The organism is Sphingobium fluviale, assembly GCF_004122115.1.
Classification (GTDB): Bacteria; Pseudomonadota; Alphaproteobacteria; order Sphingomonadales; family Sphingomonadaceae; genus Sphingobium; species Sphingobium fluviale.
Map to the genome: position 1 here is coordinate 1 of NZ_SBKP01000026.1, position 19384 is coordinate 19384.

General features: G+C 59.9%; 22 protein-coding genes. 12 read left to right on the forward strand and 10 right to left on the reverse strand.

All coding sequences use genetic code 11. The annotated features are described in order from the left end of the window. Positions 1 to 119: 119 nt before the first annotated feature. Together EQG66_RS14780 and EQG66_RS14785 are read right to left on the reverse strand one after the other, a co-directional pair. Positions 120 to 665, reverse strand: a complete 546-nt coding sequence (locus EQG66_RS14780; RefSeq protein WP_129405289.1) for a hypothetical protein — start codon at positions 663 to 665, stop codon at positions 120 to 122. Beyond that, positions 662 to 1219 (reverse strand): carboxymuconolactone decarboxylase family protein, encoded by a 558-nt coding sequence (locus tag EQG66_RS14785; RefSeq protein ID WP_067738774.1) that lies wholly within the window; start codon positions 1217 to 1219, stop codon positions 662 to 664. Before EQG66_RS14785 ends, EQG66_RS14780 begins: the two co-directional genes overlap by 4 nt. 99 nt (positions 1220 to 1318) lie before the next feature. On the opposite strand from EQG66_RS14785, the gene EQG66_RS14790 reads away from it, so the two are divergent. Both EQG66_RS14790 and EQG66_RS14795 read left to right on the forward strand, forming a co-directional pair. Then, positions 1319 to 2212, forward strand: a complete 894-nt coding sequence (locus EQG66_RS14790; protein WP_067738772.1) for a LysR substrate-binding domain-containing protein — start codon at positions 1319 to 1321, stop codon at positions 2210 to 2212. 138 nt (positions 2213 to 2350) lie between these two features. Then, entirely contained in the window at positions 2351 to 3058 is a 708-nt protein-coding gene (locus tag EQG66_RS14795; protein WP_067738770.1) for an IS6 family transposase, read from the forward strand. Positions 3059 to 3106: 48 nt separating this feature from the next. Here EQG66_RS14795 and EQG66_RS14800 read toward each other — a convergent pair whose 3' ends face one another. Further along, positions 3107 to 3451 (reverse strand): hypothetical protein, encoded by a 345-nt coding sequence (locus tag EQG66_RS14800; RefSeq protein WP_129405290.1) that lies wholly within the window; start codon positions 3449 to 3451, stop codon positions 3107 to 3109. A gap of 567 nt (positions 3452 to 4018) precedes the next feature. On the opposite strand from EQG66_RS14800, the gene EQG66_RS14805 reads away from it, so the two are divergent. Further along, a complete protein-coding gene (locus EQG66_RS14805; protein WP_245988126.1) occupies positions 4019 to 4309 on the forward strand; it encodes an SOS response-associated peptidase family protein in 291 nt (96 codons plus the stop codon). Between the two features lie 773 nt (positions 4310 to 5082). Here the strand turns inward: EQG66_RS14805 and EQG66_RS14810 are convergent. After that, positions 5083 to 5550 carry a PIN domain-containing protein gene (locus EQG66_RS14810; protein WP_053059117.1) on the reverse strand — a complete coding sequence of 156 codons (468 nt, stop codon included), beginning with the start codon at positions 5548 to 5550 and terminating at the stop codon, positions 5083 to 5085. After that, a complete protein-coding gene (locus EQG66_RS14815; RefSeq protein WP_047820953.1) occupies positions 5547 to 5777 on the reverse strand; it encodes a type II toxin-antitoxin system Phd/YefM family antitoxin in 231 nt (76 codons plus the stop codon). Before EQG66_RS14815 ends, EQG66_RS14810 begins: the two co-directional genes overlap by 4 nt. A gap of 86 nt (positions 5778 to 5863) precedes the next feature. On the opposite strand from EQG66_RS14815, the gene EQG66_RS14820 reads away from it, so the two are divergent. Then, positions 5864 to 7036, forward strand: coding sequence for a tyrosine-type recombinase/integrase (locus EQG66_RS14820; protein ID WP_245988127.1), 1173 nt, complete (start codon positions 5864 to 5866; stop codon positions 7034 to 7036). A 162-nt stretch (positions 7037 to 7198) separates the two neighbouring features. Here the strand turns inward: EQG66_RS14820 and EQG66_RS14825 are convergent, their stop codons facing one another. Together EQG66_RS14825 and EQG66_RS14830 are read right to left on the reverse strand one after the other, a co-directional pair. Continuing rightward, positions 7199 to 7708, reverse strand: a complete 510-nt coding sequence (locus EQG66_RS14825; RefSeq protein WP_047820954.1) for a GNAT family N-acetyltransferase — start codon at positions 7706 to 7708, stop codon at positions 7199 to 7201. Then, on the reverse strand, positions 7705 to 7998 hold the full coding sequence (locus EQG66_RS14830) for a type II toxin-antitoxin system TacA family antitoxin (protein WP_047820955.1): 294 nt from the start codon (positions 7996 to 7998) through the stop codon (positions 7705 to 7707). Before EQG66_RS14830 ends, EQG66_RS14825 begins: the two co-directional genes overlap by 4 nt. A gap of 328 nt (positions 7999 to 8326) precedes the next feature. Between EQG66_RS14830 and EQG66_RS14835 the strand changes: the two genes are divergently transcribed. Then, entirely contained in the window at positions 8327 to 9694 is a 1368-nt protein-coding gene (locus tag EQG66_RS14835; protein WP_245988128.1) for a tyrosine-type recombinase/integrase, read from the forward strand. A gap of 305 nt (positions 9695 to 9999) precedes the next feature. On the opposite strand, the gene EQG66_RS14840 is transcribed toward EQG66_RS14835, so the two are convergent. Both EQG66_RS14840 and EQG66_RS14845 read right to left on the reverse strand, forming a co-directional pair. Continuing rightward, positions 10000 to 11229: a dienelactone hydrolase family protein gene (locus EQG66_RS14840; RefSeq protein ID WP_220428676.1), complete on the reverse strand. Its 1230-nt coding sequence runs from the start codon at positions 11227 to 11229 to the stop codon at positions 10000 to 10002. Positions 11230 to 11297: 68 nt separating this feature from the next. Then, positions 11298 to 12104 carry an SDR family NAD(P)-dependent oxidoreductase gene (locus tag EQG66_RS14845; protein WP_051585684.1) on the reverse strand — a complete coding sequence of 269 codons (807 nt, stop codon included), beginning with the start codon at positions 12102 to 12104 and terminating at the stop codon, positions 11298 to 11300. Positions 12105 to 12314: 210 nt separating this feature from the next. On the opposite strand from EQG66_RS14845, the gene EQG66_RS14850 reads away from it, so the two are divergent. From EQG66_RS14850 to EQG66_RS14880, 7 genes are all read left to right on the forward strand, one after another. After that, positions 12315 to 12869: a TetR/AcrR family transcriptional regulator gene (locus tag EQG66_RS14850; protein WP_037486827.1), complete on the forward strand. Its 555-nt coding sequence runs from the start codon at positions 12315 to 12317 to the stop codon at positions 12867 to 12869. A gap of 447 nt (positions 12870 to 13316) precedes the next feature. Beyond that, positions 13317 to 13763, forward strand: a complete 447-nt coding sequence (locus EQG66_RS14855) for a nuclear transport factor 2 family protein (RefSeq protein ID WP_051585685.1) — start codon at positions 13317 to 13319, stop codon at positions 13761 to 13763. A gap of 159 nt (positions 13764 to 13922) precedes the next feature. Then, positions 13923 to 14621 (forward strand): SDR family NAD(P)-dependent oxidoreductase, encoded by a 699-nt coding sequence (locus EQG66_RS14860; protein ID WP_245656630.1) that lies wholly within the window; start codon positions 13923 to 13925, stop codon positions 14619 to 14621. Positions 14622 to 14830: 209 nt separating this feature from the next. Next, on the forward strand, positions 14831 to 15517 hold the full coding sequence (locus EQG66_RS14865; protein WP_067737554.1) for a TetR/AcrR family transcriptional regulator: 687 nt from the start codon (positions 14831 to 14833) through the stop codon (positions 15515 to 15517). Positions 15518 to 15908: 391 nt separating this feature from the next. After that, positions 15909 to 16787: a VOC family protein gene (locus EQG66_RS14870; protein WP_129405293.1), complete on the forward strand. Its 879-nt coding sequence runs from the start codon at positions 15909 to 15911 to the stop codon at positions 16785 to 16787. A 66-nt stretch (positions 16788 to 16853) separates the two neighbouring features. Continuing rightward, positions 16854 to 18311, forward strand: a complete 1458-nt coding sequence (locus EQG66_RS14875; RefSeq protein ID WP_051585688.1) for an aldehyde dehydrogenase family protein — start codon at positions 16854 to 16856, stop codon at positions 18309 to 18311. Between the two features lie 11 nt (positions 18312 to 18322). Next, positions 18323 to 18766 (forward strand): VOC family protein, encoded by a 444-nt coding sequence (locus tag EQG66_RS14880; RefSeq protein WP_129405294.1) that lies wholly within the window; start codon positions 18323 to 18325, stop codon positions 18764 to 18766. A 3-nt stretch (positions 18767 to 18769) separates the two neighbouring features. Here EQG66_RS14880 and EQG66_RS14885 read toward each other — a convergent pair whose 3' ends face one another. Next, positions 18770 to 19156, reverse strand: a complete 387-nt coding sequence (locus EQG66_RS14885; protein ID WP_129405295.1) for a helix-turn-helix domain-containing protein — start codon at positions 19154 to 19156, stop codon at positions 18770 to 18772. Positions 19157 to 19384: the final 228 nt, after the last annotated feature.

Genomic DNA, 19384 nt, shown 5'->3' on the forward strand with positions numbered 1-19384 from the left:
CCCAGCAGGCAAAACCCAAAAAGGAGAAAGCACTATCTTGACCCACAGGAATTAATCGAAACATAATCACAAGACGGGTCACTTCTCAGTGAAAACACCGGGTCAACTCTCAATGAAAATCAACAGGCTTGGGTAGCGACGGCCTCGATCCCCAAGCTTGCCTCGACCTTCGCGGCCAGCGCCTCGCGATTGGCGGGCGTTGGGCTCCATACCGTCACTCTTTCAAGCTTTCTAACCGCAGCTACTGCAGCCACCTGCGTGATCGACTGCTTTCCCGCCCCGATCATGGCCATTCGGGTTGCATTCTCTCGCGACATCAGATCTGTCGCGAGACCGCTAATCCCGCCGGTTCGCATCTGACCAAGTGCGAACGCTTCTATGATTGCAAGGACGCTGCCGTTGTTCGCGTCGATCAGGATAAGCAACGGCATTGCGCCGCCTGCCGTATGAGCCCAGGTCTTTGTCCCGACAATTCCCAAGCCCTCGAAAACGGCACCAATCGCATGCAAGGTCGAACCGTTAGCCCAGGTCGCATGGGTCTTAACCATATTGCTTGCACGTCCAGCAGCTTCCTGCCGGAGACCGTCGCGCAAAGCTTCGATGGATTCGGGTAGCGACATGACCGAAACTGCTTCGGCCTCGGAGATCCAGATTCCTCCGCTCATTGGCCGCCTCCCTCGAAAATCGAGGGCACCGGTGGCACCAAGCCGAGACTGTTTACGATCAAGGCATGGGTGATGTATCGACCGACCAGGAACAAGGTAGCCATCGCTTGCTCGACACCGATCTGGTCGATGACAGCGTCCAGTTCGGATTCGACAGATTTTCCACGGCGCTCAATCAGGGCAACAGCCAAGCGTTGCACGGCGCGCTCCGCGTCCGACAGCAGGACAGCGTTGTCTGGATCGACCTGCTCGACTGCGGCAACCCAGTCTTCGCCAAACCCGAGCTTCTTAGAGAGCCGTTCGTGCTGGTGCAGTTCGTACCGGTTCTCCATCAAGGTCGCCACTGTGAGCGCCCCCGTTTCGGTCAGGCGGTCCGGGAGCGCCTTCTTGAGGTTCTCGGTCATCTCCATGAACGGGGCGAGGACATCCGGCTGGTGCCCGGCACACCGGAAAAACTCTCCCAAATAGCCAAGTCTCTCAACCCTCGCGCGCAATACGTCCTGCACGTTCGGCGCCAGTTGTTCGAAAGATAGCCTTGGAATCTGAGCACTCACAGATCGTCGCTCCCGCTGGTTGCGATTGAGCTATCTGCTACTTTCTGTCGTATCGGAAATACATTATAGGACACTCGGTCATACCTATGGAGTATAAGCATGGACCTCAGGCAGATGCGTTTCGTTGTGGCTGTTGCCGAGGAGCTCAGCTTCACCAAAGCAGCCGCTCGCTGCCACGTCTCGCAGCCTCCGCTCAGCCGCGCGATCCGCGAGCTTGAGGAGGAGTTGGGCCTGCAATTGTTCGAGCGAGATACCCATTCTGTGCGCGTGACACTCGCCGGACAGGCCTTAATCGCCGATGTCCGCGTTGCCCTCTCAGCGTTGGAGAAGGGCGTCGAAAGTGCGCGCAGGACTGCGGCCGGTCTCAAGGGCGCGCTGAAAATCGGCTTTGGTGGATCAACAGTCTATTCGCTGATGCCCTCGCTGGTTAGGCGCTTCCGGTCGAGCGCAAGCGACGTCGATCTGGAATTCTCTGCGATGCCTGTCCTTAGTCAGATCGAGGCCCTGCGGTCGGGAGTTATCGACATCGGCTTGTTGCGGCTTCCGATCTTCGACGAATTGATCGAGACGCGTTTTGTGCACAGTGAACCCCTGGTCGTCGCCTTGCCGGAGGGTCATGAGCTTCTTTCGAGAAGCGGACCTGTGGCTATGAGCAGCCTGCGAACCAGCAAGTTCATCACCTATGAGCCGACACGAGGCTTCAATTTCCATTCCGACTTGCTCGCGCTGTGCAGGCTATCCGGCTTCAATCCCGAAATAACTCATCAAGTTCCAACGACCGAAGCCGTTGTCGGGATCGTCGCCTGCGGCGAGGGTGTGGCCGTCCTGCCCGCTTCCGCCGAACGGTTGCGGATGAAGGGAGTCTTCTTCCGCCCACTCAATGCAAAGCGGATACCTGAGCATTTGTCCCAAGTCCGCTTTGGACTGGCCTGGTGCAAAGAAGGTGCGCCAGCGACCGCGCTTCAATTCGTCGAGCGCGTGGCGCCGCTGTAGCCTGCCTCGGTCCTAGATGACGCTTGTTTCAAGACGACGCAAGAGGCGGATAACGTAGTCGGGATACTTCGCCACCATGTCGGAAGGCATTGTCAGAGGAAAGTCGCGTGGGGAGCAGGTAGCTGGTAACGTTGCCGGATGACCCGGCCTGCGAACCCGTTTCGGTACTTCAAGTCGTCGCCTGAGGTGATCCGGCTTGCGGTGCTGCTGTATGTGCGTTTCCCGCTGTCGTTGCGGAACGTCGAAGACCTGCTGTTCGAGCGTGGTATCGACGTTTGTCACGAGACCGTGCGGCAATGGTGGAACCGCTTCGGTCCGCTATTTGCAGCGGATATCCGGCGGCAGCGGGTCAGCCGGATGCGAGGCTTTCGGCAGTGGCGTTGGCACCTCGACGAGATGTACGTCAAGCTAAACGGCGAGATGGTCTACCTCTGGCGTGCGGTTGATCACGAAGGCGAGGTGCTCGAGAGCTACATTACCCGGAAACGAAACAAATCTGCGGCTTTGGCCTTCATGAAGAAGGCCTTGAAGCGCCATGGCAAGGCGGACAAGATCGTTACCGACGGGTTGCGCTCGTATCCGGCGGCGATGCGGGAACTGGGCAATCTCGATCGCCAGGAAACCGGACGCTGGCTGAATAATCGCGCTGAGAATTCCCACTTGCCGTTTCGACGACGCGAACGTGCCATGCAGCGCTTTCGCCAGATGAAGTCGTTACAGAAGTTTGCCTCGGTTCACGCCTCGATCCACAACCATTTCAGCCAGGAACGCCACCTCGTCGACCGTCAAACCTACAAGACCCGCCGCTCGGCCGCGCTGGCCGAGTGGCAGTCGCTTGCGGCCTGAGATCCGGCCAGGGTCGGGAGCGGTTTGACCAACGGAGAGCGTTTTGCGTTAGACTGACACCTCCGTCAGGGAAGGCAACCGCAGGCCCGCCGCCTCAATGCTTGATATGAGCCCGGCAAGGAAATTATCCGTGTTGCGGTCGGTCTCGTCTATGTTGAGCCAGCTCACAAACTCTCCGCGCAATCCGAAATGGGCAGCGAGTTGCAGCAGTAGGGTGGACTTGCCGTAGCCAGCGGACGCGTCAATTACGATGAGTCGATTGAGATCCGCATCAATGAGGTCGATCAACCGGTTCCGCGCGATGACACGCGCAGCGAGCCGCGGCTGGCTTACCTTCGACCGAAGGAGCCAGCTAGCCTGACGGCCGGGATCGAATTCGCGCATCGTGGACATTGGGCTGAAGCCCGCAACATGGCGCAGGCAAAGCGGAATTCAAGGTGCGGCCGTACATCGATGAGGCCGATTTTTCTCCATACCGATCCGGGAGCAGCACTAAGAATGCGCCCCAGTCAATCCGCCCGCACGGGGAACCCCGGGCCAAGGGCGGCCTTGTTCTACCGCGTCCGATGGGGAATCCGAAGGGAGACATCGGGAAGTTCGGCAGCAGAAACCCTTCGAAAGTCGTTTGGGTGTGGATATTGTCATCCCGAAATCATAGCGTGGTGTCGCAAATGTTCAACCTTGGGACGAGAGCAGCTGGGCGAAGCTCGAGCGCCGACCCTAGTCCTGCTAGCGCCAAGCCATGATATCCTTTCCTGCGGCTCCTGCTCAGGCTATCTCCGCTGCTGATCCCAATGGCGCTCCGGGTAAACGCTGGAGCGACAAAGGGCAGCTTGGGTATCGCCTCCGCTCCCCAACCCTTTATTGGACATTTCTTCAGAAGCATACCATTCTCGAACGGGGTGGACTTATGCGCAGGTTCTGGGCTGGATTGTTATTGGCCGCGCCTATGGCTGCGGCATGGGCGCACGCCACAGCCTAGAACCTTGCCTTGACTCGCCTTCCTTCTTATTATGTTCTCAACTGGGCCTCGGTAAGGAGCTCTCCAACTACCGCATCATCACCGTCGCGCCGAACGCCGAAGTCGCGCCCTATCAGGAGCGGCACGGCGCGATCATCCACCGTCGGCAGGTGATGCAATGGCTCGACGGAACCGTATCCGAGACCAATCTGCTCGAGACGCCGCCGGCGCGCACTTTCCTTGTCGAAGAGATCGTCGACGGCCCGCGGCAAGCTGCGTTGGCACTGTGATGCGCGACAAGCGTGCCGCTTGATCAAGGAGTGAGGCGATGAGCCGCTTATGGGATACGCCGGAATATTTAGGCTCCGTCTCCGATTTGTATTGTTGATGTGGTTGAATAGCCTGGTTCATACAGGCGGCCCGATGGTCGGTAGGAGTCTGCTTTCGTGGCGATGATCGTTCGCGCCGTTCCCGGGGCGCCAGGAATCCCGGCAGGGTTCCCCATCATCCGGACTGACCAGATGCAGTCGAGCCGGCCTTCGCCTGGTTGCTCGATCACGCGAAATATGGCGGTCGAACCGAGCCTAGCTACACGCTTCGCACCTACGGCGAAACCTCTACGACTGGTTCGATGCTCTTGAGCAGTCAGGAATAAACTGGGCCGACGCCGATGAAGGTACGATCGCCGGATATCGCAACAGAATGTTGGAGACAGTCAGCCAGCACACTGGCCGGCCTTATGCCAGGGCAACCATCAACGCTCGCGTATCGACCGTCTGCCGCTTTTACGATTGGGCGCAGGATCGGGGCATGGTCGCAATGTCACCGACACGGTCGACCCAGCTTCATACCTGTCGTTATCGGGATCCTCGATCCCGGCTGCTGAGATTATCCACCAATCGGCTGACCTATATACAGTCGCGCGCACCTATTCACACGTCACCGCAAACAAAAGGTCGAGCCCCTGATCAACGGAATCAATCGGGTTCGGCTCGACCGCGCGGCTACGGATTCGCCGCGACTACGGCTCCGCAATCGCCTCCACCCCTGGCCATTACGGCGACTATTCCGAAGCTTCGATCAGCGCGGTTAGCTTGGGATGAGCATCGTCCGCGAGCGGATTGACGATTGTGAGTCCACGCGTCACGAACTCGTGCTGCATGTCCTCTGATAGTAGGAGCGCGCATCCGGCATCCGCCGCAGCGGTTACGATCAGCGCATCCCAGAATTGCAGCTTGTGATCGACCACAAGATCGGCTGCAGACAGCGCGGTGCGCGTTTCCGAGGCCGACGTCCCAAACGCTTCGGCGAACTCGAGCAGGACCTCGCGCGCCTCTTCGGCGGAAGCACCACTGCGTCGCAGCACCACGAATAGCTCGCCCAAGGTTTGGGCGGGGGCGACAAGGCTGGCCGATTCCGCAAGTCGGGACACAAGCTCCCGAACCTTCGTGATCTTGCCATCATCTTCTGCTGATCGGCTGACGCCCGCAAGGTAAGCGAGAATATTGCTGTCGAGGGCGACACGCATCATTCGTAGAGATCGTCGCGCGACCAATTGCCGGAATGTCGGACGGGAAGGCTGGTGACGAACTTGAGCAGCCGGTCGACCGAACGGCGTTCCTGATCGCGATCGACGGGAAGGACGCGCGCGACGGGGCGACCGCGAGACATCACGGTGAAACTCTGGCCTTCGGACACATCGCGGAGAAGCTCCGAGAAATGCTGGTTGGCCTCGCTGGCACTGATCGCTCTGTCCATGCTTTTAATTTAGTGGGTAACACTAAGTTTGGCAAGGTTGGGGTTCGACGGTCGTGGCGCCTCGGTCCGTCGGCCTATTTCCAGAAATGTTTGATAGCCCTCCGTGTAAAGCGTTAACCATTAGCAACACAGTCGACCGCTCCCTTAAAAGGAGCGCGACGATAAAGATGTCTTTGAATGAAATGATTGTCCGAAAAGCGGAACCGCGACCCAAGCCATATAAAATGTTCGACGGCGGCGGATTATATCTCGCGGTCCAGCCGAGCGGTTCGAAACTTTGGCGGCTTAAATATCGATACGGCGGGGTGGAGAGCGTTCTTTCTTTCGGCGCCCATCCCGCGACATCGCTCGCAAGTGCCCGGCATAAGCGCGAGCGGGCACGCCATCTTTTGGCGACGGGCCGCGATCCCAGACTCGAACTGAGCCGCGAGGGTTCCAGTCAAACCTTCGAAGCCGCAGCGCAACTCTGGCATGACAACCGACAGCACACGCTCGATCAGGCACATTCCGCGCGGATATTGGCCCGGCTGGACCGCGACGTTCTGCCATTTCTGGGATCACGCTGTATCCGGAGCATCGAACCGCCGGACGTGCTCGCCGTGCTTCGTGGGATCAAGGCGCGCGGTGCGCTCGAAATCTGTCGCCGCGCCAAACAGAATATCAGCCAGATTTTCCGCTTCGCCGTTGCGAGCGGATGGGCGGACAATGATCCGACAACCTGTTTGGACAATGCGTTGAAGCCGCGCCTTCAACCCGAGCATATGCATCGGATAGGTTTCGGTGGCATGCCTCGCCTGCTGGCCAAGATAGCATCTTACAATGACAATTGCCCTGACCGGCAAGCCGTCACGAGAAATGCGCTTCTCTTCACATTGCTGACTTGGGCACGGACGAAAGAAATCCGCTTCGCGTCGGTCGACGAGTTCGAGGATCTGTCAGGGAAGCAGCCACTCTGGCGCATCCCGGCAGTGCGAATGAAGATGCGCCGCGACCACCTCGTTCCCCTCCCACTCGAAGCCGCCGGCATAGTCCGGGCGATGCTCGATGGACGCGATGACGGCTATGTTTTTTCCGACGATGGCAAAACACCGACCTCGCCGAACAGGATGATTGGCGCTCTCTATCGGCTCGGCTATCGCGGCCGGCAAACGGTCCATGGTTTTCGGGGTCTCGCCAGCACCTGGGCAAACGAAGCGCTGAAGGAGACGGCCGATCTGCGCAATCCAGTCCGCCCCTATGATCATGATTGGATCGAATGACAGCTTGCTCATATCGAGACCAACGGCGTTCGCCGCGCTTATAACGCGGCCCAATATCTCGTGCCGCGCCGCTACATGCTCCAGGACTGGGCGGACCAGATTTCGCGCTGGATGTACGGAGGCGATCGGTGATCTGGAAGCGCCGCCGTCCGGCGGTGGGTGTTAGAATAGCGCCTTTCTCGCGATTTTCATCGGCAGGAACAGCCGTGCGGTCGCCTGGCCGAGCGGTGCGAAACCATAGCGCGTGTAGAAGGCATGCGCTTTGGCGTCGATCGGATCGACAACGATCATCCGGCCGGCGGCTTCGACCGCGCAGAGGCGGGCAAAGGCGTCAATCAGCAGCAGTTCGCCAAGCCCTTTCCCTTTCATCGACAGATCGCGCGCGAGGCGTCCGATGAGGAATGCGGGGATCCGATCGTAGCGCGGCAGGCCCTTTCTCTGTTCGGGCGAAAGCTCGTCGCACAGCACGGCATGAGCCGAAATCGTGTAATAGCCCGCGACCCGCTCCGACCCGGTCGGCAGCGCCACATAACAGGCGGCGAGGTCGCCGCGCTCGTTCTGACCGGCGGATTTCAGCAAATAGTCGCTGAGCGAGGCATGCTCGCAGGCGAAGCCTGCCCGGTCATGCGCCGCCGACAGCCGCTCGAACTGGAAACTGGTCGCGTCGCTCACGCATGGCCCGACGCAAGGGCGCGATGCCGTGCCGCCGCAGCGCGAAGCGCCTCGTTGGGGGCGTCGTCGGCATCGAGCGCGCGCGCCAACCGCTCGAAATCGTCGCGGTTTAGGCGCGTGACCTCCGCGTCCTCGATCGCCCGCTGCGCAGCGTCCTGTACGGCGGCGGTCACGAACGCCGCCACCGTCTGGCCACGCAAGGCCGCTGCATGGCTGACGCGGCTGTGCAGCGAAGGCGGAACGCGGACCTCGAGCCGTTCGGAACGGCGCTCTTGGGACTCGGCAACCATGACTGGGGTACTCCTTTGCTCGATATGTACGGCATTTTACCGACTTTTTCAACATGTCCGTGATGCCCAAGCGGAGCGACTTTGCCACATGCTTCAGGATTGAGCGGGTTAGGCTTCCCTCTGGATGCAAGGAAGGCCTTGGTTATTTGGACAGACTGCCTCGATCCGACCCTTGATGCGCCTAGCTAACGCCTCATGGACCCCAATTTTGCCCATTTGGGATACGATCGAAAATATTTTTCATCGTCCCACTGTGTCCACCGATGGTCCATTCTGACCACCGACGTCCAGATCGTTGATTTTAGGTGATTGAAAAGACATGATATTCATGGCTTCCGAAAGGAGGCATCCTATGTCTGTCAAAGATTTGGATCTTCGCCATGCCAAGCCCCGCGAGAAGCCCTACAAGATCGGGGCAGGGCACGGCCTTCATCTGAGCGTCCAACCGAACGGCTCCAAGCGGTGGCGGATGAAGTACCGCTTTCACGGCAAGGAGAATTTGCTGAGCTTCGGCCCCTATCCGGACGTGACCCTTGCCGAAGCAAGGGCGAAATGCCTTGCCGCGCGCGACATCCTGCGATCGGGTCGTAACCCCGCGCTCTACCGTAGCCAGGCAGCGCATGCCGCAGCGATGAGCTTCGAGGGCATCGCGCGGATGTGGCATGCCGGTCGCGCCGAGAATATCTGTCCGGAGCCTGCGCAACGCGTTCTTGCCAGATTCGAGCGCGATGTCTTTCCGCTGATCGGCGGGCAGGCGATTACGAGCGTCCGGATTGCCGAAGTCCTCGACGTTCTGCGGCGGGTCGAAGCGCGTGGCGCGCTCGATACCGCTCGTCGGCTCAAGCAGAATATCAGTCAGGTCTTTCGCTTCGCGAGGGCGAATGATTGGGTCGACAATGATCCGAGCGCCCACCTGTCGGGGGCGTTGCGTCCCCCGCGGCGGCGTAGACACATGCCGCGGGTCGAACTGTCGGAATTGCCCGCCCTTGTTGCGGCAATTCGTGCCTATGACGATGGTTCGGTGCCGCGCCGTCGCGAGACAACCCGGCATGCCCTGCTATTCACCTTGCTCACCTGGGCGCGCACTGGCGAACTACGCAGTGCGGCATGGTCCGAGTTCGAAGGGCTCGACAATTCCAGTTGCCAGCCGCTGTGGCGCATCCCGGCCGAAAGGATGAAGACGAAGTGCGAGCATATCGTGCCATTGTCGCGCCAAGCGGCGTCGATCCTGCGTCAGCGCAAACGCATGCCGGGAAGGGGGCACTTGGTCTTCTCCGGCGACGATCCAGATCGACCAATTTCCGAGAACACGATGATATATGCCTGTTACCGGATGGGCTATCTCGGTCGGCAAACGGTTCATGGCTTCCGCGGCCTCGCCTCGACCTGGGCAAACGAAAGCGGCCGATATCGCCCTGACTGGATTGAAATGGCACTCGGCCATAATTGCGAGGACAAGGTTCGGGCGGCTTACAATAGCGCCCTTTACCTCGACATGCGGCGTACGATGCTCCAAGATTGGGCGGATCATTTGGATCGAGTCGAGGCTCCACAGCGTGCCCCGGCGCGCGCGAATGGCCCAAATCTCGTCAACTCACCGAGCTTTCTGAACGGTTGGTCGATTGGGGGTCAAATTGGGGGTGGATTCGACCCTCAGGTGCGATTTCGCCCGCAAGAAATGATTACAGATCAATAAGTTAAAGGTTAAAATTCGGCGCTCTCCTCCGCTACCATCGCAACCTCAGTAGAAACCTCGCATTTCTGCCGCATTTTGTGGCTTCCGAGGCTGCGAGGAGCTCCAAATTCAGCCTGTACCTGTTGCTCACATATGGGCTCGTTTAGACCCATTTGGACGCCACTTATAAACTGATTTCGTGGCCTGGCGATGTCGAGGTTTCAATGAAACGACAGGATTTCACTCAGGGTCCCCTCGATGCTCTGACGGCCGGGGAGGAGCCGCTCCTGTCGACTTCATCGCGGCGATGTTCATACGAATGGATATTAATCGAGCGGAAGCCCTTCGCTGGTGGACCATTTTTTCATCAATCGGTTGGGCATCAAGGTCTTGTCCTGCAATTTGCGGGACACGTCCGCGCCTCCGACAGGCAGGTTCGCCGGGTCGAGCAGTCCTGCCTGCACCAGGACCGACGCCTGATCGAAATAGATATGTTCGTTATAGATCTTGCCGCCCCGGAACGATACGACGACGATCATCGGCACTTCGATATAGCGCCCGGTCGGCTCGATGTCCGGCAGCAACCAGGATATTTCCTTGTCGTGGGTGAAGCACATGATCATTTCGTCCACCACGCGGTTGACGCCGACGGTGCGCGAAATCGGAATGATCCGCGTGTCGTCGGGGTGCACATCGCAGAAATGATATTTGTAGAACCGCAGCAGCATGTCGTGGCCCACGCCGCCCATCACCGTAGAGGTGATGTTGACATAGGGCTCCTCGACCATCGTATCCAGTACGGCATGTGCATCCTTGGTCACGAACTCATGGTAAATATGCTGCTCCCACATGCCTTCCAGATCGAATTTCGGGCCGATCGCGGCGCGGATGATCGCAAGGGTGCGGATATAGGCCAGTTCCTCGGCCGACGCGGAGAAGAAGCCGCGATGTGGGTTGGCAAAGCCATGGCCGGCCTTGTTATACATCCATAGCGACACATTATCATGCCGTTCCGCCAGCGCCGCGATCGGTGCGATGTCGGCCGCGCAATCCTGGTCTTCCGTACCGAAATGGAAGCCCAGCGGGATTCTGACCTGCTCCAGTTCGTCCAGATGATCGGTGATGCCGACGCCATAATAAGCCACGGCGCAGTCGATGTCAGTGCGGGCGGCCGCCATCGCGGCCAGTCGACCGCCCAGGCAAAAACCCACGGCGCCCACGCCGCCACGCTGTTCCGGCATCGCGCGCAGAGCGCCGATCGTCGCCTTTATATCGTCGATGGCCAGATTCAGGTCGAACTGCCGGTATATGTCCATCGCACGGTCGAACTCCGCGTCGGTCAGTTCGACCCCGGCTTCGATCCGCCAGTAAAGATCTGGCACAGTGACGACATAGCCGTCGCTTGCGAAACGATCAGCCATGTCGCGCATGAACTGCGTCACGCCGAACGCTTCCTGCAGCAGGACAAGGCCCGGCCCGCTGCCGCCTTCCGGCATCGCGACATAGGCGTTGAAGCGGCCGCCATCGGCCGCAGTGATTTCAACCAGATTGCCCATCACTCATACTCCCTTGGCGTTCGCGGTGGATCAACATAAAGGCCACCCAGCCCCTCATCTCCGCCCGTTCAGTCGACCGAGCCACGCCAGATGGTCACGCCCCCATCGATCATGTGTGATGCGCCGGTGGTGAAGGAGGAGTCATCGGACGCGAGGTAGCAGACGAGCTTGCCAATCTCTTCGGGCGTTCCCATGCGCGGGATCAGGTTACCTCCGGTAAAGCCCTTGAGCGCGGCGGCGCGGACTTGCGGATCTTCGATGATGTCGAAATATTTGTCGAGCAGAGGCGTCTTGATCGTGCCGGGATTGATGCAATTGACCCGGATGCCGAACTGCGCCAGATCGACCGCCATCGCCTTGGTCAGCATCAATACGCCGCCCTTGGTCGCGCAATAGGCGGGCGATACCGGCATGGCCGTGAAAGAGGCCATTGATGCGGTGTTGATGATCGACGCGCCCTTGGAATCGCGCAGCCAGGGCAGAGCGGCGCGCACAGCATACCAGATGGACCGCAGATTGACTTCGTAGACGATATCCCAGATGTCGTCGTCCATTTCGTGCACCGCGGTTTTCTGGGCCAGATCGGTTTCATGCGTGCCGGCATTGTTGTGCAGCACGTCGATGCCACCGAAATGATCCGCCGCACCCTGCATCAATGCCGCGATCTCGGCCTTGTTGCGCACGTCGCAGGCGATGAACGTGGCATCGCCGCCCAGATCCCGAATTTCCGATACGGTTTTCTGCCCACCGTCGGGGTTGCGATCGCTAACGACGATCCGGCCGCCCGCCTTGGCCAGTTCGATCGCGCAGCCACGGCCAATGCCCTGGGCAGCGCCGGTCACGACGCAGACTTTTCCATTCATGCTGCTACTCATATCCGCTCTCCTTGCATGATTTGCCGCCGGCTTTCGGTGCCGATCCAGGCTTAGAAATAAAAAGAGTGATTGCTCACTCCTTATTTTTTTGGTTTAGTTTGCATGCTATATTCGTGTCAAGATAGCAGATGAGGCTAGCTGACGGGAGAGTGAAGATCAGGCATGACTAAAAATCCAGACGCTCTCGCCAGGCAGCAGGAACGCGCGCAAATGCGACGCGAGCAGGTCCTAGCGGCTGCCGAGCAATGTTTCCGGCGCGAGGGATTTCATGCTGCCAGCGTTAATCGGATCGCCGCGGAGGCGGGCATGAGCGTTGGGCATGTCTATCGTCATTTCGATAATAAGGAGGACATCATCCTCACCCTGTGCGAGCGTAAGTTCGCAGACTATATCAATCATACGCCCGGCCTGGCTGTTCATACGAAGATGGATACGGATGCGGTCGTCAATACGGCGCTCGATGATTTCGATTGGCTGGTCGATCCGGTCCAGGCGCGATACGTCATGGATGTGTTCGCCGAATCGGGGCGTAGCGAACAGATCAACAGCATCGTGGCCGATCAGGACTATCGCCTGCGGCATAATGCTCGTGTCCTGCTGGAACCTTATTTCCCGCCCGAACGGCCTGAAGAACTGGAATGCAGGGTCGAAATGCTCGTCCTTGTGCTCGAAGGCCTGATGATGCGGACGGTGGCAAATCCCGAAGGCGACAAGGCGCGCTTGAAACTTGCCTTCCGCCACCTGATGCGAGCGATACTCCAGTAGCGCCTTCAGGCCGGACTGCCTCCGCCCCGGTCACGGGACCATGGGCTTGAACGGTCTGTCGATGAGGAACGGCACTGCCCGGGACCGAGGATTTGTCGCGCGTGCGCCTGGTTGACAGGTGAATATGCCTTCGCCCTTGACAAGCGAGATATTTATGGACATGTCCATTTAGAAGCAGGTACGGGTACTACGAACGCACCTTTGAATGTGCTGCTGGTAGCGGAGAGGATGTCCAAGTTATTTACTGCTGAGCAATGCCGAGCTGTTCGCCAGCTATAATATCCAGGTCGAAAAGACCCGCATCGCCGAGGCCGGTTACAGCGTGCCCGGCCCGTGTCGCCCACCCTATGACGTGTTCCCGGAGGAATATGCCGAAGCGTCGCGGGAGTGTGGCCGTCGCTGGAAACTGTTGCGCGAAGAAGTGGCTGCAATGAAGGAGACAGCGCTGTGAGCATCGGGACGCCTGTCAAGGATCCCGCTATCCGCGCCGAACTGGAAGCACTGATCGCCGAGCATGCCTATCGGCTGGATTTTCATCTGTCGGAAAATCTGGGCGATCTCTACACGGAAGATGGCTGCCTGATCGGTGCCGGGCCGGACTGTATCGGACGCGAGGCGGTCAATGCCTATGGTCGCAGCCGGGCTGAGGCCCGGACGCGTCGTGCCCGCCATGTGGCGACCAATTTCCGATTCTGGGAAGATGGCGCCGATCAGATCAGGGGCGTGTGCTTCATCATGCTGTTCCGGTCGAGCGGCCCGGACCTGACCCCGGCGGAGCCGATTGCGCTGGCGGACGCACATGACATCTACCGGCGCGAAGCGGAGGGCGTATGGCGCATCCGCGAACGCCGGATCGTCCTGTCGTTCGAATCCGAAGCCCACAAAGCCAAATAATCATACAGGTTCATCCGCCGGAAGCGCGGAGCATCTTCAAGGAGAGTTGTTATGGCCTATACGGATTTTTCCGGGTAAAGCCTGACCGAACTGGTATCGCTCGCCGGCCGCACCGCCGTTGTCACGGGCGGCGGCGCAGGGCTTGGCCGCGCGATAGCGCTGCGTCTTGCGGAAGCGGGCGCGACGCTGGTCATCGGGGACCTTAATCAGGCCGAAGCGCAGGCGGTCGCGACCGATCTGACGCAGTTCGGCGGCCAGCATCATGGCGTCGGCATGGATGTGCGCGACCATGACTCGATCACGGCGCTTGCCGATCTGGCTGTGGCACGGACGGGCCAGCTCGACATCTGGGTGAACAATGCCGGCATCTTCCCCGCCGGCGGCGTGCTCGAAATCACCGACAGCGATTGGGGGACGGTGCTCGACATCAACCTGCGGGGCACGTTTTTCGGCGCGCGTGAGGCGGCGTTGCGGATGAAGCAGAACAGGGGCGTGATTATCAATCTGGCGTCGACCGCCGGGTTTGACTGCACCAACGGCCTGAACCCTGCTCATTATGTGGCGTCCAAACATGCGGTGGTGGGCCTGACCAAAAGCCTTGCGGTCGAACTGGGGCACAAGGGCATTCGCGTGGTTGGCGTCGCCCCGACGATGACCGAAACGGACGGCGTCGCGGCCATGCGCCGTCGTGGCGAGGAGGTGAACGCCGGGTTGAACATGTTTGCCAGCCGCCTGCCGCTGGGACGATCGGGGCGGCCCGACGACGTTGCGCGTGTCGTCCAGTTCCTCGCGTCGAACATGGCCGGCTTTGTGACCGGCAGCGTCATTCCCGTCGATGGAGGAGAATTGGCCGGCTGATCGATCGCGCGGCCTGTCCGGCGGACAGGTCAGGCGCGGGCAATCACTCTCCGCCCGCACCTGTGGGCGCGCGATCCGTGCCCGATTGACCTATGCCGGTCGCGCGGTCATTGCATTTGGATCCGCAGGATTTTCACATGTGTGTATCGGGACTATGGATATGACAGGGGAATTCCAAGACCTACGGATGCCTGGACTGGAGATTGACCGTGACGCGTGTGAGAGAGCGAAACAAGGCTGAGAAAAGGGAGCGCATAAGGCTGGCGGCCCTGAAGCTGTTTGCCGAACATGGCTATGACGCCACGACCTTGCGCGACGTGGCGCACGAAGCGCATGTGGCCCTGGGTACATTGTCGCTATATGCTGCGGACAAGCGTGACCTGACGCTGCTGGTGTTCAACGAAATCACCCTTGAGATCATGGAACATGCGATCGATCTGGTAAGGGCGGCGGACCAGCCGCTCGATGAGCGTATCCTCGCCTTTTTCAGCCCCTTTTATCGTGACTGGGCCAGCAATCCGCGTCTCGCCCGCATCTTTCTTCAGGTCAATTATTATTCCGGCGGCATGCACGGCGAGGAATATAAGCGCACACGCCGCGCCGTCGCACGGCAGGTTGAACTGCTGGTGGAGGATGCGATCCGTAAAGGAGAGATCAATCCCGGCGAAACGACCGAGATGATCGCCCAGAATTTCTTCCTTATCTTTTCGGCGACGGCCCGTTTCTGGATCGGTGGCGACGATCCGGTGGCCGACGAGGGCATCGCCTATCTCGGACGATTGATAAAGTTGCAGATCGTTGGATTGAAGCCCAGGCCGATCAGCAGCCGGGCGATCAAGGCCGTTTCCCCCGCGCGACCCCGCAGTCAGGCGAAAAAAGCCCGAATGGACGGTTGATCTATCGCGACAGGCGGGAAGCGGGCGGGGTGCCCGGCCGTTGCCATATGGACTGCGCTCGTCTCCAGCTTGCTTTGCCGCGCGACGCGATATTTCCGGGAGGGGCCACGTTGCCGCCGTCGCGCCGGGGATGATCAGCGGTCAGTACGAATGCGCCGGGATCGCCGGGCCTGACAGCTGGTAGTCGTGCAAGGGACAGCAGCGGCAAAAGCTGCGGAATCTCATTCAGGGTCTCTGCCATATTTTATTGAAAATATGGACATGTTCATTATGTAAGAGCGATCGATCTTGACATGGGCAAAAGCCCGGTCGAAAATGGACGTGTTCATAATTAATATATGATCTATCCGGCCGAAAACCGGCGGTTCGGGATTTGGAGAGCGAAGGCATAATGACGCGCAGCAACAGTTCAGATCGTGTCGCAGGCATCCACAGGATCGCCCTGCAAATGCCGGACATGGCCGAGGCCGTGCGTTTTTATCGCGACACCTGGAAGCTGCGACCGGCGGGCAAGGATGGTGAGTATCACGCCTTTCGCACGGCCGATTGCGCGCATGACGATTTCCTGCTGAAGCAGGGGCCTTCGCGGATTGCGCATCTGGCCTTCCCCGTCGCTTCGATGGAGGCACTGGACGGATTTGCCGCGCGGCTTGCGGCAGCCGGCTTTCGGGTGTCGGTCCCCGGAGATGCGCTGCCGCGCAGCGACGCGGCGGCCATTGCGGTGACGGACCCGGACGGCCGGGAAGTGAGGCTGGTCGTGCCAGCCGGGGATACGGCTCCCGCGTCAGGCGACATCGATCCTCTCGGCCCGCTCGCCATCGGCCATGTCGTATTGTGGACGCCCGATCAGCCGGCCGCTGAACAATTTTACGGGCTTCTGGGGTTTCAGGTGACCGACCGGACCCATGCGGGCATGTCCTTCCTGCGCTGCAATGCGGACCATCACACGCTGGCGCTGATGAAAAGCAAGACCGGGCGGACGGGCGTGCAGCATATCGCCTTCGATGTGGGGTCGCTGGACAATGTGATGCGCAATTTCGGGCGGCTGCGCGATCAGGGGCTGGATTGCGCCTGGGGTGTCGGACGGCATGGGCCGGGCAATAATATATTCAGCTATTATGCCGATCCGGCGGGCAATTTCGTCGAATATTATGGCGACATGGAAGTATTTCCGGTCGACGATCTGGTTGAAGCCCGGATCTGGGGACCGGAGCATAAGGGTGACATATGGGGGGTCGCCGGTATCCCCCCGCTGGCCTTTCGCGAATAGCGCCCGGCGTCCGCCTCTCTGCTGATTTGATGAGGCCGCATGGCGATGCGGCAACGGAGTAATGTTATGAATGGCCTGACGAAATCCACCCGCATGTTGATCGGCGGTGAACTTGTGGAGAGCGAGGGTGGCGCGTGGATGGACGCGATTAACCCTGCGACGGAAGATGTGATCGGTCGCTTTCCTGCGGGTAACGATCGCGACGTTGCGAAGGCGGTGGACGCGGCGGACAGGGCATGGCCACAATGGAATGCGATGGGCGTCGCCGCGCGGGCCGAAGCCATGCGCAATTTCGGCCGCAAGATCCTGGAACGGGCTGACGAGCTGCTTGAGGTCGAAGTGCGCGACACCGGCAACACGATCGCGCCGATGCGAGGCGATGTGAAGCATGGCGTGGCGAGTATCGATTATTATGCGGGGCTTGGTTATGAACTGAAGGGCGAAACCATCCCCGCTACCCCGGACAATCTGCACTTCACAGTGCGCGAACCTTACGGCGTCGTGGCGCGGATCGTGCCCTTTAACCATCCGGTGATGTTCGCGACGGCGCGCACCGCGGGCGCGCTGATGGCAGGCAATGCGGTCGTGGTGAAGCCGCCCGAAACCGCCTCGCTTTCGGCTTTGATCCTGTCGGAGATCGCACGGGAAGCGCTGCCGCCCGGCGTGTTCAACATCGTGACCGGTACCGGCGCTGGCGTGGGCGCGCCGCTGGTGCGGCACCCGGCGGTCAAGCGCATCGCGTTCATCGGCTCGGCGGGCACCGGCATGGCGATCCAGCGGATGGCGGCGGAAGTGGCGGTCAAGCATGTGACGCTGGAACTGGGCGGCAAGAACCCGATGATCGTGTTCCCCGATGTCGATCCGCAATCGATCATCGCATCGGCGATCGCCGGCATGAACTTTTCGTGGCAGGGTCAGTCATGCGGATCGACCAGCCGGCTGCTCCTTCACGAGAGCATTTATGACGAGGTGGTGGCGGGTCTGGTCGAACGGATCAACGCGATCCGGGTCGGCGATCCGATGGACGAAACCAGCCAGATGGGGGCGATCAACTCGAAGGTCCAGTATGACAAGGTGTTGAACTATATCGAGATGGCGAAGCGCGAAGGCGCAACGCTGCTTGCCGGTGGTCAGCGCCCGACCGGTCCGGGTTTTGAAAAAGGCTTCTGGGTGCGTCCGACATTGTTCGGGGACGTGACCCAGGACATGCGCATCGCCAATGAGGAAGTGTTCGGTCCGCTTCTCTCCGTCATGAAATGGTCGACTTTCGATCAGGCGCTGGAGATCGCCAATGCGGTCGATCTGGGGCTTACCGCGTCGATCTGGACCAACAATATCGACGATGCGCTCGGCGCCGCACGACGCGTGCGCGCCGGCTACGTCTGGATCAATTCGGTCGGCCCGCATTATCCCGCGATGAACTACGGCGGTTATAAGAATAGCGGCACCGGGCGCGAGGAGGGATTGGAGGAAATGCTCTCCTATACCGAACAGAAGGTCTACAATATCGCCTTGCGGCGTTAGGAGCCATGGAGATGGATGTCGGACTGCTCGACCATTATAATATCCTGACGCGCAAGCTGGATGAAACCGTGCGCTTCTACGAACGGGCGCTGGGCATGCGATCCGGCCCGCGCCCGCCCTTCGACGTGCCGGGGGCATGGCTGTATCGCGGCGATCATCCCGTCGTCCATGTCATCGACATCGCCGGAACGACGATGGAGCAAGGCGCGGGGGCGGGGGCGGGGGCGGTGGATCATATCGCCTTTCTGAGCCACGGCTTTGCGGCGATGAAACGGCATCTGGACGAACAGCGCGTCCCTTTCTCCGTCAACCTCGTCCCCAACAGCACCCGGTGCCAGATTTTCGTTCGCGACCCCAATGACATCCAGCTGGAACTGAATTTCGAGGTCAGGGACGAAGACGCGGTCGATATGCCGGAGGCGAATGCCCAGTCGATGCCGGGACAGCCGCGCTGAACATCAGCAACTGACCATAGGGGATTCAGACCGGTAGGCACGCGGGGGCATGCCATAGGCTTTGCGAAACAGGGTCGCGAAATGGCCTGAAGCATTGAACCCGCAAGCGAAGGCGATATCGGTGATCGAAAGGTGCGACGCGTTCCGCAGCATCCCGGCGGCCGCCTTCAACCGGACCTTTAGAATATAGTCCGATGGGGTGGTATCGGCGGTGGTCAGCGCAAGCTGGATATAACGGCCGCTGACGCCGAAATACCGGGCGATCGTTCCGGTGGAGAGATCCGGGTCATCGAAGTTCATCTCGATGTGGCGTTGCACCCGCGAGCACAGGTCGCGCCGAGGGGTGCGGATCTGCCCGTCGCCATTGGCCGGCCTGGCGAAGCGCAGCATATGCAGGACTTTGTTGCATATCAAAGTGATGGATTCCCTTGAGGAATCGGAAGACGTAGATGGTCGGGATGCCCAAGCCGACGCCCACGAAGTATCGCACGACCAACTGGACGCCTCGAAAAACTCTGGCCTTTGATGGGTGGATTTGATTCACTTCGCTCACGTTACGGCGGAGGCGATGATGGCAGGACAGCCCGGTTTCTTTGACCTATCTGACCGGTACGAGGC